Here is a 16,082-nt window from a genome sequence, read left to right on the forward strand (position 1 = left end):
ATAAAACCACCTGAAGAGTTCAAGTGGTTTTAAAGTTTGATTATTTTCAAATAGGCATTACGGGAACTTAACTCCGGAATAGCTGTTTACATTCACCATCGGCAATGTAGACTTATAAGTCGTGTTTATCGCCTTGATAAATTCATTGGCAATTAATGCATACCCTCTTCCTGTAAGGTGTACCCCATCCAGAGAGAAAGTCCCTCCCGTAACGAAAGTTGCTGTATATTTCACTCCATCAAACTGGATTCCTGATGCCTTGGATAACTCTATCATTTTAGCATTGGCATCTACGAAAGCTAAACCTTTAGAAGTAGCGATCGCTTTCAGAGAAGCATTATACGCAGCTGTTGCAGTTAAAACTTTATTTTTTTCTGTATTTGTCAGGATATACTGATTAGCCAATGGATAAGAAATTCCATTTAAATTAATACTTGCTGGCGCACCGGCAACCGGAGTTCCGATTACTGAACTTGTAGACAAAAGAACCAAATCTTCAGAAGTAGCCTGTCTTGCCTGCCCATAAATCTGGCCAAAAGCTGTTGCAGTTTGTACTCCCAGTGCAGGTGTAAGCGCTAAAGTGAGCTGCGCAGAAAGATTGGTTAAAGAATTATCTACAATTAAAAGTGGGTTTGCAGAGGTAGCTGAAAGCAAATTGATACGGTCCCCAGCTCCGAACGCAGTAAGCGCCTGTTTTAACGGACCATATAATCCGCTGTTAAGTGCAGTAATATTTGATCCCAGTAAAGCCGGAGTCAGCGGATTGTAAGGAACTCTTGTAAAAAATGGAATGGATGTTACATTAGGAATATTTGCCATTACTCCTTTCGCACCGTTCGCGGTAAGCGCATTTACATATCCGCTGATTACTGAAGCAAAAACATTTGGATCAGTAATATCATTGGAACCGTAAGTCGCTGGGTTTGTATTCCCTGTCTGGTCTACACCCGTGCCTCCACTGGTTGCATAAGAAAGCACATCGTTATTTCCAATCCAGAGAGAGAAAAATGTAGGTGCCTGAGCTACTGCATCGCCAATTACTGAAGAAGTTCCGCTTGTAGCAAATCTTACATAATAAGGGTTTGCCTGTCCCGTAGCCAATCCTGCCATGTTACCATAACCTGCGGCTCCTAAGTGAAAGGATTTCGCACCAGGAACCCCAAGGTTTTGATACGGTCCTCCAGGAGTAACATTATCCAAAGCTGCCGCTGGCGCTGATGGCACTGGCGACAACGCTCCATTTACCACCTGAAGATTCAGTTTGCCTGCAAAACCTGGTAGATTAGTAAAACCACCAGTGTTATTTGGCATCATAGGCTGCTTAAACGCTCCTCCACCCGCAAGCTGCATCTGTTGTGCGATCATGGAAGGGTAAGATTCGTTCTGCCCGTCAATATATAACGCATTGTCACGGTAACCGGATGTAAGGGAGTTTCCTAAAGCTACATATTTGGTAAAGTCTGCATCTCCTTTAGAAACCACAATACTGCTTACATCCTGATCAAAATCTGTGTCGCAGCTGATATTAAATAATAATGCTGAGACTGCTATTGTTGAAATTAATATTCTTTTCATAATTAATATAATACTTAAAATGCGTTATAAGATAAACCTAAACCAAAGTAATAAGCTTTAGCTTTTGCCTGTCCGTAGAAATCCAGATAACTGTTGTTTACAGTCCTTGGAGTTTGGAAGTTGTATGCTCCGGATAAATCGATGCCCAAACCTTTCCATTTGTAGCCAATACCTCCTGTAATAACATTGGCATTGAAAGATGGTGTTTCCGGGATGAAGTTTTCATCGCTGTAAGGAGACTCATCATAATAATACCCCAATCTTGCAGCAAAATTATCGGTAACCATATATTGTGTTCCCACTCTCCAGCTTTGTGTGCTGTGGAAATTTTTAGGTGATACCAATTTTGTTGGATCATCAGGCTGATTCCCCACCGGTGCATTCTCGAAGTCTAAAGTTAGCTGTTGGTATCTATCCCAACCACTGTAGTTGAAATCCCCTGAAATCTGCCATTTCGGAGTAATTTTATAGGTAACCCCAAGCGTGTACTCATCAACCAGGGGTAAAATAGCTTTAAATTTATCCTGTCCGTTGGCATCTAATCCCAACAGAGGGTAAAGGCTCGACGACACATTAAAACTTGCAACACCTTCATCTGCTTTCATATCAACAGGTGATCGGTAGGCAATACTCACATCCAGTTTTTCGCTTGGTTTAAAATAGAAACCTAAGCCAAATCCTTTTCCTGTGGCCTGATCATCTTTAATGTTTAAAGTTCCTCCCAACTGTGAAACGGTTTTAGTCCAATCCACAGATCCTTTTGCATAGATAAAACTACCCCCTAAAGAAACCCATGGTGCGAGTTTGAAAGATACCATTGGCTGAAAATAAAACGCTTTCAGTTCAATTTTCTGCACAATTTCGCGTCCTGCCCAATCGGTCGGCCATTCAACCGTACTTCCGAAAGGTGTCGCAAAGCTGAAACCAACCGAAACCTCATCTACAATCTTATAAGCCACTGCCGCATAAATTGGTGTCCCCATAGGATTTTCGGTAGTGTAAGATTCAAGAGTCGAGGGATTTTGATAAGAAATGTCTGCGTTAATTCCAAATCCTCCCGCAGCAACACTCAGCTTGTTGGGAATAAAGGAAATACCTGCGGGGTTGAAAAACCCTACACTCGCATCTTCTGCGTGGGCACTTGTATGTGCCATAGCGAGTTGTTTCACGCCCTGTAATGCCACTCTAAAACCGCCCGCCTGCGCAAGAATCCCGGCTAAAAGTGCTGTTGTTACAACGATTTTTTTCATAAATTCATTATTAATGTTCCAAATATAAAATTATTTTTTAAACAAATGTTAATTTATCATAAATTATTTTAAACAACTTCGGGCTTATGCCATCTGTTTAATTTTACTTTTACAATATTTTATTAAAAATGCCTGTAAAAACAGACTTTTCTGCTGAGAATTGATCTCGGCTTACAGCATTTATTTAAATTAAATATTACCATGGAAACCATAACAATTACACATTTTTTGAATTATATGATTTACATAATAATATTAAAAATAATGCATTATTCATAACAGATGTTGAATTTATATGAAAAATACTAATCCTTCCATGAAATTCTCAAAGGCATGGTTTGCACAAATAAATTTATACTAAATTTGCATGAATTTAATCAAAAAAACAATATGAGTTGTGGATGTAAAACATCCGGCGATTCGTCCCATTCATGCGGAACAAAATCTGCGAATGGCTGTGGAAGTGTAGATACCTGCGGAAATAGTTATAAACTTAGTGTTTTCGATTGGCTCTCGAATGTTAACAATCCATCAAAATCACAAACCGATTTTGTGGAAGTAAGATTCAAGAACGACCGTAAATTTTTTTATAAAAACGTACATCAATTACCGCTTCATATAGGAAGCGTTGTCACAGTAGAATCAAGTCCGGGTCACGATATAGGTGTAGTGAGCCTTACCGGTGAATTGGTAAAAATTCAGATGAAAAAGAAACATGTTTCTGAAGATAACCCACTGAAAATCTATCGTTTGTCCAATCAAAAAGACATTGAGGTTTGGCACGAATCCAGAAGTAAAGAAGAAGCCGTGAAAATTCAGGCCAGAAAGATTTCTTACGCATTAAATCTGGATATGAAGATTACCGATGTAGAATTTCAGGGCGATGGTGCGAAAGTAACTTTTTACTATACTTCGGACAGCCGTGTCGATTTCCGGCAGCTGATCAAGGAATACGCCTCTGCTTTCCGTACGAAGATTGACATGAAACAAATTGGGTTCCGTCAGGAAGCTGCAAAAGTTGGTGGTATCGGCTCTTGTGGGCGCGAATTATGCTGCTCGACCTGGCTTACAGATTTCCGTTCGGTGAACACCAATGCTGCACGTTATCAGCAGTTAAGCATTAATCCTCAAAAATTAGCGGGTCAATGTGGTAAACTGAAATGTTGCCTCAATTATGAGCTCGACAGTTATCTGGATGCGCTCAGCGACTTCCCTTCGTCTTCAACAACGATTGATACAGTGAACGGAAAAGCTTTCTGTATTAAAATCGACGTTTTCAAAAAAAGAATGTGGTTTGCGTATGTAGACCGGTCTATGGCGTGGTATGATCTGGATGTACAGGACGTAAAGAAACTTATTTCGCAAAATAAAAAAGGCGAGAAAGCACCGCCACTGGAAGAACTTCGCAACCAGCACGATATTCCGGTAAAATCAGTCGATCTGATTCAGGAAAATAATATGGACCGTTTCGAGAAGAAAAATCGAAACTCCGGTAAAAACCAAAACAGGAAAAAACCGAACGGTCCGAAAAATAATCCTAATCAAAAAACTGAGCAGAAGGCCACTGGCACGCCTCAACGCAAAAACACACCTGAGAAAAAACCTCAGAATGCAAAGCCACAGGCTCAACCACAAAATGCGAAACCACAAAACCAGCAGAACCAGCAGCCGAAAAAATTTAAAAAGAAGCCTCAGCCTAAACGTGATGATAATGCATAAGATATTGGGTGTTTTTTCCGTTTTGCTAATGTTTACAGGATGTTCAGATAATTCCGAAACGGTGGATATGAAAAACCTCAACGGAATCTGGCCCAAAAAAGCCGAACAGAAATTCGATTTTGTAATTGCGGATGCAGAAGATCCAAAAAATATTATATTTGTTGTAAGGAACAATAATGATTATCCCTACAGCAACATTCGCTTTATCGTAAATTTTATGGAGGCTGGTGCCAAAAACAAAACTACAGACACACTGAATTATGTTTTGGCGAAACCCAATGGCGAGTGGCTGGGGAAAGGATTTGGTGATACCAAAGAAACACTGTTTCAGTATAAAGTAAATTATAAATTTCCGAAAAACGGCGGTTACTCCATCGGTATAATCCAGGCAATGAGAACAGACAGTTTGAAGGGTATTGAAGATATTGGTGTAAAAATAGAAACGGCAAAACCGTAACATCATTTATGGAAAACAAAAAAAACCAGGGAAGCAAACCAAAGCAGACTTTTCCGCTTCCTCCAAAAAAACAAAGGGACACTGGCTGGAAGAAGTGGGTGAAATTCGTTTGGATGGCACTAATTGCTGTAATTTTAGGAATTGCAGCGGTATTTTTTGCAACCTCACAGGGATTTCTGGGCAGCATGCCGGATGTGAAGGAACTCGAAAATCCTGACATCTATGTAGCTTCCGAAATTTATTCCTCCGATGGTAAATTACTGGGCAAATTCGAAAAAGAAAAAACCCAGCCCGTAACTTATAAAGATCTTCCGCCTCATCTTATTTATGCACTTCAGGCTAAAGAGGACGAACGATTCAAAGAACACTCAGGTATTGATTTACAGTCTGTTGCAAGGGCTGTTGTATACGGAGGACAGCGTGGTGGTGGGTCTACAATCACCCAGCAGCTGGCAAAACTGCTTTTTACCGACAGGGTTTCGCAAAATAAAATTCAGAGAGCATTTCAGAAGCTTAAAGAGTGGGTTGTTGCGGTAAGTCTGGAGAAAAGATACACCAAAGAGGAAATCATTACGCTGTATTTCAACAAGTTCGACTTCCTTTATAATGCCAACGGAATCGAAATGGCTTCAAGAATTTATTTCAACAAACCTACTTCCAAACTTACGCTTCCCGAAGCAGCAATGTTCGTCGCCATGCTCGAGAATCCGGTGAAAAATAATCCGATGCGAAATGAGAAGCGGGCAAAAGCCAGAAGAGATGTCGTTCTGGATCAGATGGTGAAAACCGGCTACATCGATCAGCAAACTTACCAGAAAGCGGTAGATACTCCAATCGTTTTAGATTACCATCCGGTAAAATCTATCGACGAAGGATATTCCGCCTATTACAAATTCTATCTTAGAAAAGAAATTGAAGGTTACTTAAAAGACTACGAAAAGCAAACCGGAAAAACATTAAACCTTTTCAAAGACGGATTGAAAATTTATGTCACTCTGGATTCTAAAATGCAGATTTATGCAGAAGAGGCGATTAAAGAACACCTTACCGATCTTCAGCAAAGATTTGATGCAGAACAGCGCGGACGTAAACAGAGACCATTCTATTTCCTTGATGATAAGCAGATTGAAGGAATCATGGTGCAGGCCATGAAGAGAACCGGCAGATATAAACAGCTGAAAAACGCTGGTGTTCCGGAAGATTCTATCATGATGGATTTCAAAAAACCAATCAAGACTTCAAGATTTACCTGGAATGGTGAAGAAGAAGTTGAAATGTCGCCTTGGGATTCCATCCGTTATCACAAACAGATTGCTCAGGCAGGATTAATGTCTATGGTTCCCGGAACCGGCGAAATTAAAGCCTGGGTTGGAGGGATCAACTGGCAGCACTTCCAATACGATCATATTAAGCAGGGGAAACGTCAGGTTGGCTCAACCTTCAAACCCTTCGTTTACGCCACTGCGATTATGAAATTGGGTATGACGCCCTGTTCTACCGTTTCCAACGCTACCTATACAAAAGGAACCTGGACAGTGGAAGGATCCGGCGGAATGCTCACTCTGAAAGACGCACTTGCCCACTCGAAAAACCCAGTGGCAGTAAGACTTATTGAAATGACGAGCCCTAAAAGCGTAATTCAAACCGCAAGAGATTTAGGAGTTACCGAAGAAATCCCGAACGAATACGCAGTAGCGCTGGGATCTTCCGACATTACCATTTATGAAATGCTTGGTGCCTACAGTACTTTTGCCAACTACGGAAATTACATAAAACCTGAAATGATCTGGCGTATAGAAGACGCAAACGGCAGGGTAATTAAGGAAGTAAAACCCCTTCTGAAGGAAGTAATGAACGAACTCTATGCCTATACCATGATCGATCTGATGAAAGGGGTTGCTGAATATGGTACCGCATCCGGCGAACTTGGAAGAAGAGGCGTGCAGAAAGGAATTGAAATTGCTGCAAAAACCGGAACCACCCAAAACAATTCCGACGGTTGGTTTATGGGAATTACGCCAAATCTCGCCACCGGAGTTTGGGTTGGCTGGGAAGATCGTGCAACGCACTTCCGCGGAACCGGCGAAGGTCAGGGTGCTAAAATGGCCCTCCCGATCTGGGCAATATTTATGAAAAAAGTTTGGGCTGATAAAGATCTTGGCGTTACGGTAGAAGATAAATTCATTAAACCTTCAAACTGGACCGGAAGCTGCTCTGATCTTCAGGGATTAGGCGGATACGGTGATGAAGGCGGGCTTCAGACCATGGAAGAGCTTAAGAATCCTAAAATTGAAGATCCTGCAGCCGCTCCAAAAAAATCTAACGGCAGAAAAGAAGAAAACGTCAACGAAACCATCAATACCGGCGACGAGATCGACTTCAATAAATAATATTGCTCAATTAAACCATATAAACATCCTTTCAATTTTTTTGGAAGGATGTTTTTTTTAGCGAACTTTGAAAGATGAATTTAAATAAAATTACACAACAATATTACTCCCTTTTCCCCGCAGATTTATCGGGCAATACCATGCAGCGACAAACACCGGGAGTACTTCTGGCAGCAGTAGAAATCGAAAAGTTTCAAACTCCAAAACTCATTCTCTATAATGAAAAGCTCGCAGAAGAAATCGGGTTGGGAAAACTTGAAGATGAACACGATGCCATGTTTCTGAATGCCTCGGATGTTCCTCAACACCTTCAAACTTACGCCACCGCTTATGCCGGCCATCAGTTCGGTAATTGGGCCGGGCAACTCGGTGATGGCAGGGCAATTTTTGCAGGTGAAATCGCAAATAAAAACGGCAAAAAAACAGAACTCCAATGGAAAGGCGCAGGCGCTACTCCCTACTCCCGACATGCGGACGGCCGCGCGGTGCTCCGGTCCACAGTCCGCGAATATCTGATGAGTGAGGCCATGTACCATCTCGGCATTCCTACGACAAGAGCTTTGTCGCTGTCTTTTTCCGGCGAAAATGTCCTTCGTGACATGATGTACGACGGGAATCCGGAATACGAAAAAGGCGCCGTGATGATGAGAACAGCCGAAAGTTTTCTGCGTTTTGGGCATTTCGAACTGCTTTCTGCTCAGAAGGAAACCGAAATTTTAAAAAAACTGACCGATTTTACCATACAAAACTACTTTCGTGAAACTGATTCTAAAAGTTCCGCAAAATACGCGGAGTTCTTTGCAGAAGTTTCAGACAGAACTTCAGACCTTATCGTGGAATGGTATCGCGTGGGATTTGTTCACGGGGTGATGAATACCGATAATATGTCGGTATTAGGTTTAACAATCGATTACGGACCCTTTTCTTTTCTGGATGAATACAGCTTAAATTTTACTTCAAACACCACCGATTTGCCGGGCCGTAGATATGCTTTCGGAAATCAGGCTAAAATTGCCCAATGGAACCTCTGGCAACTCGCGAACGCACTATTTCCTTTAATTAAAGACGAAAAAATTCTGGAGAAAATTCTGAATGATTTCAGTACAGATTTCTGGCGAAAACATGATAAAATGATGGCCGCAAAATTTGGCTTCAATGAAGTACTGAAAAATGATGATCAGTTCTTTACAGATGCGCAGAAAATCTTGGAAGATCTAAAAATAGATTACACGCTGTTTTTCAATAAATTAGAAACCTTAAAAGAAGACACAGACTTGAAATCTCATTTCTGTCATATTTTCTACCATAACCTAACCGATGAGCAGTTTTCAGCATTTGAGAAATTCACCGAATCTTATTTTGAAAGGTTAAAATTAAATACCATTTCAGAAACCGAATCAAAGCAACTAATGCAGCAGAACAACCCGAAATTTGTTCTCAGAAACTATCTTCTGTTTGAATGTATCAATGAAATTAACAGCGGTAAAAGAGATTTGCTGAATAAACTTCTTACGGCGCTCGAAAATCCTTATACAGAAATTTATCCTGAATTTTCGCAAAAACGGCCTTCACTGTATGACGGACAGACAGGAAGTTCCACGCTTTCGTGCAGTTCTTAAATTTTATTACTTTTGCCGAAATTTTTCACCTTGGTATTTAAACAAAAATTTACAGATTTTCCTAAAACTGTTTTCCCTGCAACAAAATTCGAAATTTTATTATTTCTGATTTTTCTTACCGTTTATGGGATTTTGGGGTCATTTATCGCCCTTAATTACCGAATAATTTTTGATGACAGAATTCCGTGGGATGCCTATTTCAGCTTTGATAACCGCGCTATTGTAATGACCGGCGGCGGCTTTGAGAGACATCCGCTTGCCAATTATTATTTTGACTGGCTTCGCAAGTTTGCCTATCTTTTTTCAGGTGGAAAAAAAGATGAAACTTTCCGTCTGGTTTTGGCCTGGTGCAGCAACTTTGCGATAAGTTTAAGTTTAATCCAGATTTACAAATATTTAAAAAATATCATTGCGTTACCAAAGAAAATCAGTGTGCTGATTGTCTTCTTCTTTGCCTTTTTTACGACCAATATTTTACTTTCCTTCACCCCGGAAACCTACACTTACACTTTGTTTTTCCTGGTACTTTTTAATTACTATGCCGCATTAAAACTAAAAAAAGAGCAGCAAATACCTGTGGCGGCGCTTACTTTGGCGGTCGTTTCGGTAGGCGGTTTAACGGTTACCAATGCCGTAAAAATTTATATCCCGCTACTTTTTGAAAACAAAATATTCCGTAGCTGGAAAAAGTTCGGACATGCATTCCTGAGCGTTTTTATTTCCGTTGCTGTTTTTGCCCTTTTATTTCTCAACCGGTTGAATTTTAATTATATGAATTTCTTCAATAAATCCGGTGAGCAGTTAGAAAAATTTTCAAAACCCAAAGTTACACCCATCTGGGATATGATATCATCGTGGTTTTTTGGTGGGAACATGCTTTTTCCGGGATTCGTGCTGCGCGATTATCACAACAAAAAAGGATTTGAATACAAAGCGCTTTTCATGGATGTTTATGCGTCATGGATTCCTTATATTTTTGTTGCTGCAGTACTGCTTTTGATTTTATGGAGTTATGTGAAAAACTTCAGAAACAGGTTTGTCCAGATTTTGATGATTTCGTTTTTCGCGGATATTATCATTCATTGCATTCTGAAATTCGGCCTTCACACTTCGTACATTTATGGCGGCCATTTCGTTTTTGTAGTTCCGTTGCTCATCGGCTGGCTTTTTTATTCCTACCGGAATTCGCCAAAAATACTTTCGTTTATTTACGCTTCGGTCTGGTTTTTATTTTCCTATTTAATACTGAACAATACGTTGAGAATGCAGGAATTCTTCGATTTCCTTAATACATATTACCAATAAAAAGAACGCATTCCAAAGGATGCGTTCCGTGTCTGTATCAGGAAATAGCTGCTATTTAATTTCTACGCAACCTACTCTACCGCCCGCATTTCCTGTTGGCTGGGTTTTAAAATCATCAGGTCCTGCGTGAATGATCAGTGTTTTACCCACTATGTTTTTTGTTTCATCAGTACAGCCAATACACCACTTATCTGTGCTGAACTGTAATCTTGCTGTTCCACTTTTATCGGCATTCAGGTTTCCGATGTCGCCTTTGTGATACTCATCATGCCCCCATTTTCCGTGAGATTCGGTAGTGGGATTCCAGTGTCCGCCGGCAGAACTGGCATCGGTTGCAGAACAGTCTCCTTTTTCATGAAGGTGAACTGCGTGAATCCCCGGTGTCAGCTTGTAAACATTCAAATCCAGTGCAACATTTTTACCGGTTTGGGTAAATTTTGCCGTTCCCTGTGTTTCTGTTCCGCTTTTGGAATTTATTACGTAATTTTTTGTGGTTGAGCACGATACAGCCAAAACTGCGCTGCAGGCGAGGATCGAAAATTTAGCGATTTTCATAACTTTTTATTTTAGTGTTTAGATTTCATAAAGGTAAGCATAATTTCAGGTAGAAGATAAGGTGCCTTTCAGCTGCATAATTTGACCTTTCGGGTATAAAAATTTTCAGCAAAATTCGTTCCGCAATAGATTTGCTTCATAAAACTGCAAATCATGTCAACCTTTATCCTCTCCAAAATTCTCGCAATTGTATTAATCATTATGGGATTTTTCATGAATGCCCAACTAACGATTTCGGGAAAGGTAAACTTTAAAAACAAAGGAATTAAGGATGTCTCCGTAACGCTTAAAAACACTTATGATGGTTCCACAACTGATGAAAGCGGAACATTTTCATTCCACACCTCGGAGAAAGGAAATCATATCCTTGTATTTTCTCACCCAAAATTTGTTGAAGTTGAAAAACCGGTCATCATCGAAAACCAGCCGCTCTTCATCAATGCGGATTTGAAAGAGCAGATTTCAGATATTGACGCTGTGGTCATTTCCGCAGGATCAATTGAAGCCAGCGACCGAAAAAGGGCGACTGTACTTCTGACGCCCATTGATATTTACACTACTGCAGGAGCCAATGGCCAGGTTTCCTCAGCGCTGGAAACACTTCCTGGAGTACAGAAAATCGGGGAAACCGAAGGTCTTTTTGTGCGCGGCGGCACCGGTGCTGAAACCAAATTTTTCATGGACGGAAACCTTGTGAATAATTTCTTCGGAAATTCTGTTCCGGGAATCAAGGCGATGGACCGGCTGAATACTTCACTTTTTAAAGGAAATGTTTTTTCCAGCGGCGGATATTCTGCGATGTACGGGCAGGCGCTGTCTTCGGTTCTTATTCTGGAAAGCATCGATTTCCCTGAAACAAACGCTGTCGATATCGGTATTTCGCCGATATTTTTGAGCGGCGGTTTCCAGAATGTAGATCAGGCAAAAACGAAATCTTTCGGTGTATCTGCAGCGTACAGCCATTTGGGTTTAATGACTAAATTACTGAAATTCAACAATAACTTCACGAAAGCTCCTGAAAGCTTTGGCACCAATTTTAATTTCAGGCTTAAAAATAAAAACGGTGGAATCTTTAAATATTACGGAAGTTTCGACACCAATACCTTCGCACTTCAGGAAGAAAGTCTGGAACCTGAAACCGATTCCGACAATACTGCATTGAAAGGTAAAAATACTTTTCACAATTTTTCTTACCGGCAGAAATTCGGGCAATATCTGGTGAATCTCGGCAGTTCTTATTCGTATAACCAAAATATTATCAATTTAAGCAACACCTTTCAAAACTCGGAATCCAACCTAAATTCGATCAATAGTACCGGAAATTATTTTAATGCAAAAGGAACTTTAGAGAGAAAAATCAATAAAATCTCAGCCATAAGAGGCGGAGTAGAATTTAACCAAACGCGGGAAAATACGTCTGTTGCTATTTCCCCTATTTCCTATCCTTTTCAGGATCAAATTACCTCGGTTTTTGCGGAGACTGATATTGGTTTCAGCAATCATTTTTCTGCAAAAGTTGGGTTACGATCCGAATATTCATCCGCTGTTGATCAGTGGAATCTCGCGCCCCGACTTGCTTTTGCTTACAGGATTTCTAAAAACTGGACCAGTTCGCTCGCTTATGGAATGTTTTATCAGAACCCGGAAAACAGATATTTTGGAATCCATGATCTGAATTTTCAGAAAGCGGAACATTATGTTCTGCAGGTTCAGAAAGCTGAAGAAGGCAGAAGCCTGCGGGTGGAGGCCTTTTACAAAAACTACACGAATCTGATCAAAACAAAAGTCGAAAATTACCTTCCTGCAGCAATCAACAACAATGGAGACGGTTTTGCGAAGGGCATTGAGTTGTTCTGGCGCGACAAAAAATCTCTTAAAAATATAGACTACTGGATTACGTATTCGTTTCTGGATTCCGAAAGAAATTTTCAGAATTATGACCGAAGTTTATTCCCAAATTTTGCTGCAAAACATACGCTTTCGGTGGTCGCAAAAAAATTCGTGACCGACTGGAAAACCGGTTTCAACTTGTCTTACAATTATGCTTCAGGAAGACCTTATTATCATTTCCTTACCAATGACAGCGGGGATTATTATCTAAACACCCAAGGGAAACTGAAAGATTTTAACTCATTGAATTTCAGCCTTAATTATCTACCCAATTTAGGTAAAAAAGAAGCGAAAGCATTCACTATTCTGGTGCTTTCCGTAAACAATATCTTAGGCCAGAAGAATATTTACGGATACAACTTCTCGAACGACGGGATGCGGCGTAAACCAATTTTACCTTCTGCAAATACCTTTGTATTTATCGGCGCATTCATCAGTTTCGGGATCGACAGGACGCAGGAAGCGATCGACAAGAATCTTTAACGGTTCAGGAAAGAAAACCGGCCTTTCGGGTAAAAACTTTCTTTGAAAAGTACCTTTAACAGATACCTTTATCCCATCAAAAAATAACCACTAAAATATGTAAATATGAAAAAATTAGTCTTCGGAATCTGCCTCTTTATCGGAATGAATGCATTTTCTCAAACCGCTTACGAAAAAGCAATGTCAGAAAAAATTGCGCTCGTTGAAAACCATAAAAGCGCAGACGAATTCACTGCTTTGGCAAATGATTTTAAAAGGATTGGTGACAAAGAAAAAACACAGTGGCTTCCGTATTATTATGCTGCTTTTTCCACGATCCAGAAAGGAAGAATGGCGATGCGTGAAGGAAAACTTAGCGACCTGGATCCCATTGCCACTGAAGCACAGAAATTCTTGGATTTCGCCATGGATTTGAGCAAAGACAATGCAGAAAACCTCATCCTTCAAAAAATGATTCACGGGCTGAAGATGATGGTAAATCCACAGGAACGGTTTATGAGTGAAGGGATGCTGGCTGCCGACGCCTTATCTAAAGCTGAAAAAATTGATGCCGAAAACCCGCGAATAACCCTTATGAAGGCTGAAGACACCTATTTCACGCCCGAACAGTTCGGCGGAAGCAGAGCCAGAGGACTGGAACTTTTTCAGAAATCACTGAATCAGTTCAAAGTATATAAGACAAAATCTGCTTTGGACCCGAACTGGGGAAAAGGCGAGGCAGAATATTTTATCGCCAATAAACCGTAACATATTAAGAAAATCTCCTGAAAATTCAGGAGATTTTTTTGTTATTAAAGTCCGTAAACAATACCAATACTTGGGATAAAACCACCGCCGAGAAACGATTTTTGCTTATTATAAAGCACATTATACATCCCGCCAATCTGCATATAAGTCCGTTCCCCCAGCCGCTGCATATAACCGCCACCGAGATACAGGGCAGCTTCATCACCGGAGTATTTCAAGTTATCCACTTTATTTTTCTGATTGATAAAATATTCCTGAAACATTCCGCTCAGGAAAAAACTGCGCGAAAAGTAATAATTCACAAAAGGTCCTACACCCACCATGGTTGATGAATAGTATTTTGAGTTTGACCAGTTAACGTTGCTTGCAAGACCGGTTTCCAGATTTTCGGTAACCTTATAACCTACTCTTGGTGAAAGGTAAACGGACACTCCGCCACCATCTCCAAAAGCACCGCCAAGTCCGGCATATCCGCCGAATGTCCATTTCGAATCAGGATTACTGACCGTGGTTGCAGTTCCGATCTGGGCACTTACACCCACTGCTGCAATGAACGTCAGGAGAAGAATAATTTTTTTCATAGATGTTGAAATAATAGATAAAATTAAACCTTTTTTTGAAATCGATATTTTCAATAACCGCAAAATATTTTGGTTTTGAGTGTTTCTGAATGTTCGGAAGAGAAGCAAAAAGAGGTTTTAGCCCCGATGGAAGCGGCATCCTTTATCTTTTTGGCAGAAAAGATAAAGATACAGCGTACAGCGGGTCGGGTTTTCCAAAAAACATCCGGAGTTTGTTGCTCCTGAAAAATATGCATTTAAAACCGTAAATTTGCACCGTGAAACTTTCCCTTGACGAAAGTGTAACTAAAATATGAAAATAGTAGTAGGTTTATCGGGCGGTGTAGATTCCAGTGTTGCCGCCTATTTGCTGCAAAAACAGGGTCACGATGTGGTGGCGCTATTTATGCGGAACTGGAATGATGCATCGGTAACTCTTGAGGACGAATGTCCGTGGATTGAAGACAGCAACGATGCGCTGATGGTGGCCCAGAAGCTTGGAATCCCCTTCCAGGTGATCGACATGAGCGAACTTTATAAGGAAAAGATCGTTGATTATATGTTCGCCGAATACGAAAACGGCAGAACGCCAAATCCTGACGTTTTATGCAACCGCGAAGTGAAGTTTGACGTCTTCATGAAAACAGCCTTATCACTTGGTGCTGAGAAAGTTGCAACCGGACATTACGCACGCGTGAGTTCGGATTTTGATGAAAACGGAAAAGAAATCTTTCATCTTTTGGCGGGGAAAGACCAGAATAAAGACCAGTCTTATTTCTTATGCCAGCTGAACCAGGATCAACTTTCGAAAGCGCTGTTTCCGATTGGTGAACTGACGAAACCTGAGGTTCGTGAAATCGCCAGGGAAATGGGATTGGTAACTGCTGATAAAAAAGATTCTCAGGGATTGTGTTTCATCGGTAAGGTGAGCCTGCCAACTTTTCTGCAGCAGCAACTCCAACCAAAAGAAGGTGAAATTATTGAAATATTCAACGATTTTGCTGAATATCATAGGGAAAACCCTCGTTTTGGATCAAAATTAGAGGAATTACAGTTTCTTTCAAGAAAAATAAAATACCGGAAATCTGACGGAAAAGTCATCGGCAAACATCAGGGCGCGCATTATTTCACGATTGGACAAAGCAAAGGTTTGGGAATTGGTGGGCATAAAGAATCGTGTTTCATCATTTCCCGTGATATGGAAACGAATACGATTTTCGTCGGTGAAGGAAGAAATTTCCCGGGACTTTTCCAATCTGCTTTAAAGATTGCTACGCCGGAAATCCATTGGGTTCGCGAAGATCTGCGTTTAAAAGACGGCGAATCGATGAAAGTAAAAGCCAGAATCCGCTATCGCCAGGCTTTGGAAGATGCAACTTTATATCAGTTTGAAGACGGACTATATATCGAGTTCGAAAATCCCCAGTCTGCAGTAGCTGAAGGCCAGTTTGCAGCGTGGTATCTGGAGGATGAACTTATTGGGAGCGGCGTGATCAGCTAAACACAGCATTTAAATTAAATAAAAGGTGGAA

The 16,082-nt window shown here is 40.7% G+C and carries 12 protein-coding genes; 8 read left to right on the forward strand and 4 right to left on the reverse strand.

The annotated features are described in order from the left end of the window. Nucleotides 1-57: 57 nt before the first annotated feature. Together CDW55_RS03675 and CDW55_RS03680 are read right to left on the reverse strand one after the other, a co-directional pair. Entirely contained in the window at nucleotides 58-1,575 is a 1,518-nt protein-coding gene (locus CDW55_RS03675; protein ID WP_088468359.1) for a G-D-S-L family lipolytic protein, read from the reverse strand. A gap of 14 nt (nucleotides 1,576-1,589) precedes the next feature. Further along, nucleotides 1,590-2,825 carry an OmpP1/FadL family transporter gene (locus CDW55_RS03680; protein ID WP_088468360.1) on the reverse strand — a complete coding sequence of 412 codons (1,236 nt, stop codon included), beginning with the start codon at nucleotides 2,823-2,825 and terminating at the stop codon, nucleotides 1,590-1,592. A gap of 390 nt (nucleotides 2,826-3,215) precedes the next feature. On the opposite strand from CDW55_RS03680, the gene CDW55_RS03685 reads away from it, so the two are divergent. The 5 genes from CDW55_RS03685 to CDW55_RS03705 all read left to right on the forward strand — a co-directional run bounded on the left by CDW55_RS03685 (nucleotide 3,216) and on the right by CDW55_RS03705 (nucleotide 10,315). After that, nucleotides 3,216-4,544 (forward strand): stage 0 sporulation family protein, encoded by a 1,329-nt coding sequence (locus CDW55_RS03685; protein ID WP_088468361.1) that lies wholly within the window; start codon nucleotides 3,216-3,218, stop codon nucleotides 4,542-4,544. Beyond that, a complete protein-coding gene (locus tag CDW55_RS03690; protein WP_410492766.1) occupies nucleotides 4,531-5,001 on the forward strand; it encodes a gliding motility lipoprotein GldH in 471 nt (156 codons plus the stop codon). The genes CDW55_RS03685 and CDW55_RS03690 overlap by 14 nt, the downstream gene beginning before the upstream one ends. Before the next feature lie 8 nt (nucleotides 5,002-5,009). After that, nucleotides 5,010-7,391: a penicillin-binding protein 1A gene (locus CDW55_RS03695; RefSeq protein WP_088468363.1), complete on the forward strand. Its 2,382-nt coding sequence runs from the start codon at nucleotides 5,010-5,012 to the stop codon at nucleotides 7,389-7,391. A gap of 74 nt (nucleotides 7,392-7,465) precedes the next feature. Beyond that, entirely contained in the window at nucleotides 7,466-9,010 is a 1,545-nt protein-coding gene (locus CDW55_RS03700; protein WP_088468364.1) for a protein adenylyltransferase SelO, read from the forward strand. A 30-nt stretch (nucleotides 9,011-9,040) separates the two neighbouring features. Beyond that, the gene (locus tag CDW55_RS03705; RefSeq protein WP_179285902.1) at nucleotides 9,041-10,315 is read left to right on the forward strand and encodes a DUF6080 domain-containing protein; all 1,275 of its coding nucleotides are present in this window, start codon (nucleotides 9,041-9,043) and stop codon (nucleotides 10,313-10,315) included. Between the two features lie 51 nt (nucleotides 10,316-10,366). Here CDW55_RS03705 and CDW55_RS03710 read toward each other — a convergent pair whose 3' ends face one another. After that, nucleotides 10,367-10,870: a superoxide dismutase family protein gene (locus CDW55_RS03710; RefSeq protein ID WP_088468365.1), complete on the reverse strand. Its 504-nt coding sequence runs from the start codon at nucleotides 10,868-10,870 to the stop codon at nucleotides 10,367-10,369. Nucleotides 10,871-11,023: 153 nt separating this feature from the next. Between CDW55_RS03710 and CDW55_RS03715 the strand changes: the two genes are divergently transcribed. Both CDW55_RS03715 and CDW55_RS03720 read left to right on the forward strand, forming a co-directional pair. Next, entirely contained in the window at nucleotides 11,024-13,243 is a 2,220-nt protein-coding gene (locus CDW55_RS03715; RefSeq protein WP_088468366.1) for a TonB-dependent receptor, read from the forward strand. A 105-nt stretch (nucleotides 13,244-13,348) separates the two neighbouring features. Then, nucleotides 13,349-13,990, forward strand: coding sequence for a hypothetical protein (locus CDW55_RS03720; RefSeq protein ID WP_088468367.1), 642 nt, complete (start codon nucleotides 13,349-13,351; stop codon nucleotides 13,988-13,990). A gap of 44 nt (nucleotides 13,991-14,034) precedes the next feature. Here CDW55_RS03720 and CDW55_RS03725 read toward each other — a convergent pair whose 3' ends face one another. After that, nucleotides 14,035-14,571: a hypothetical protein gene (locus CDW55_RS03725; protein WP_088468695.1), complete on the reverse strand. Its 537-nt coding sequence runs from the start codon at nucleotides 14,569-14,571 to the stop codon at nucleotides 14,035-14,037. A 292-nt stretch (nucleotides 14,572-14,863) separates the two neighbouring features. Here CDW55_RS03725 and mnmA point away from each other — a divergent pair, with 292 nt between their 5' ends. Then, entirely contained in the window at nucleotides 14,864-16,051 is a 1,188-nt protein-coding gene (mnmA, locus tag CDW55_RS03730) for a tRNA 2-thiouridine(34) synthase MnmA (protein ID WP_088468368.1), read from the forward strand. Nucleotides 16,052-16,082: the final 31 nt, after the last annotated feature.

The organism is Chryseobacterium sp. VAUSW3 (assembly GCF_002205795.1).
Taxonomy (GTDB): Bacteria; Bacteroidota; Bacteroidia; order Flavobacteriales; family Weeksellaceae; genus Kaistella; species Kaistella yananensis.

Coding starts and splice junctions, on each gene's coding strand:
- CDW55_RS03675 (WP_088468359.1), bottom strand. CDS start 1,575: ATGAAAAGAATATTAATTTCAACAATAGCAGTCTCAGCATTATTATTT.
- CDW55_RS03680 (WP_088468360.1), bottom strand. CDS start 2,825: ATGAAAAAAATCGTTGTAACAACAGCACTTTTAGCCGGGATTCTTGCG.
- CDW55_RS03685 (WP_088468361.1), top strand. CDS start 3,216: ATGAGTTGTGGATGTAAAACATCCGGCGATTCGTCCCATTCATGCGGA.
- CDW55_RS03690 (WP_410492766.1), top strand. CDS start 4,531: ATGATAATGCATAAGATATTGGGTGTTTTTTCCGTTTTGCTAATGTTT.
- CDW55_RS03695 (WP_088468363.1), top strand. CDS start 5,010: ATGGAAAACAAAAAAAACCAGGGAAGCAAACCAAAGCAGACTTTTCCG.
- CDW55_RS03700 (WP_088468364.1), top strand. CDS start 7,466: ATGAATTTAAATAAAATTACACAACAATATTACTCCCTTTTCCCCGCA.
- CDW55_RS03710 (WP_088468365.1), bottom strand. CDS start 10,870: ATGAAAATCGCTAAATTTTCGATCCTCGCCTGCAGCGCAGTTTTGGCT.
- CDW55_RS03715 (WP_088468366.1), top strand. CDS start 11,024: ATGTCAACCTTTATCCTCTCCAAAATTCTCGCAATTGTATTAATCATT.
- CDW55_RS03720 (WP_088468367.1), top strand. CDS start 13,349: ATGAAAAAATTAGTCTTCGGAATCTGCCTCTTTATCGGAATGAATGCA.
- CDW55_RS03725 (WP_088468695.1), bottom strand. CDS start 14,571: ATGAAAAAAATTATTCTTCTCCTGACGTTCATTGCAGCAGTGGGTGTA.
- mnmA (WP_088468368.1), top strand. CDS start 14,864: ATGAAAATAGTAGTAGGTTTATCGGGCGGTGTAGATTCCAGTGTTGCC.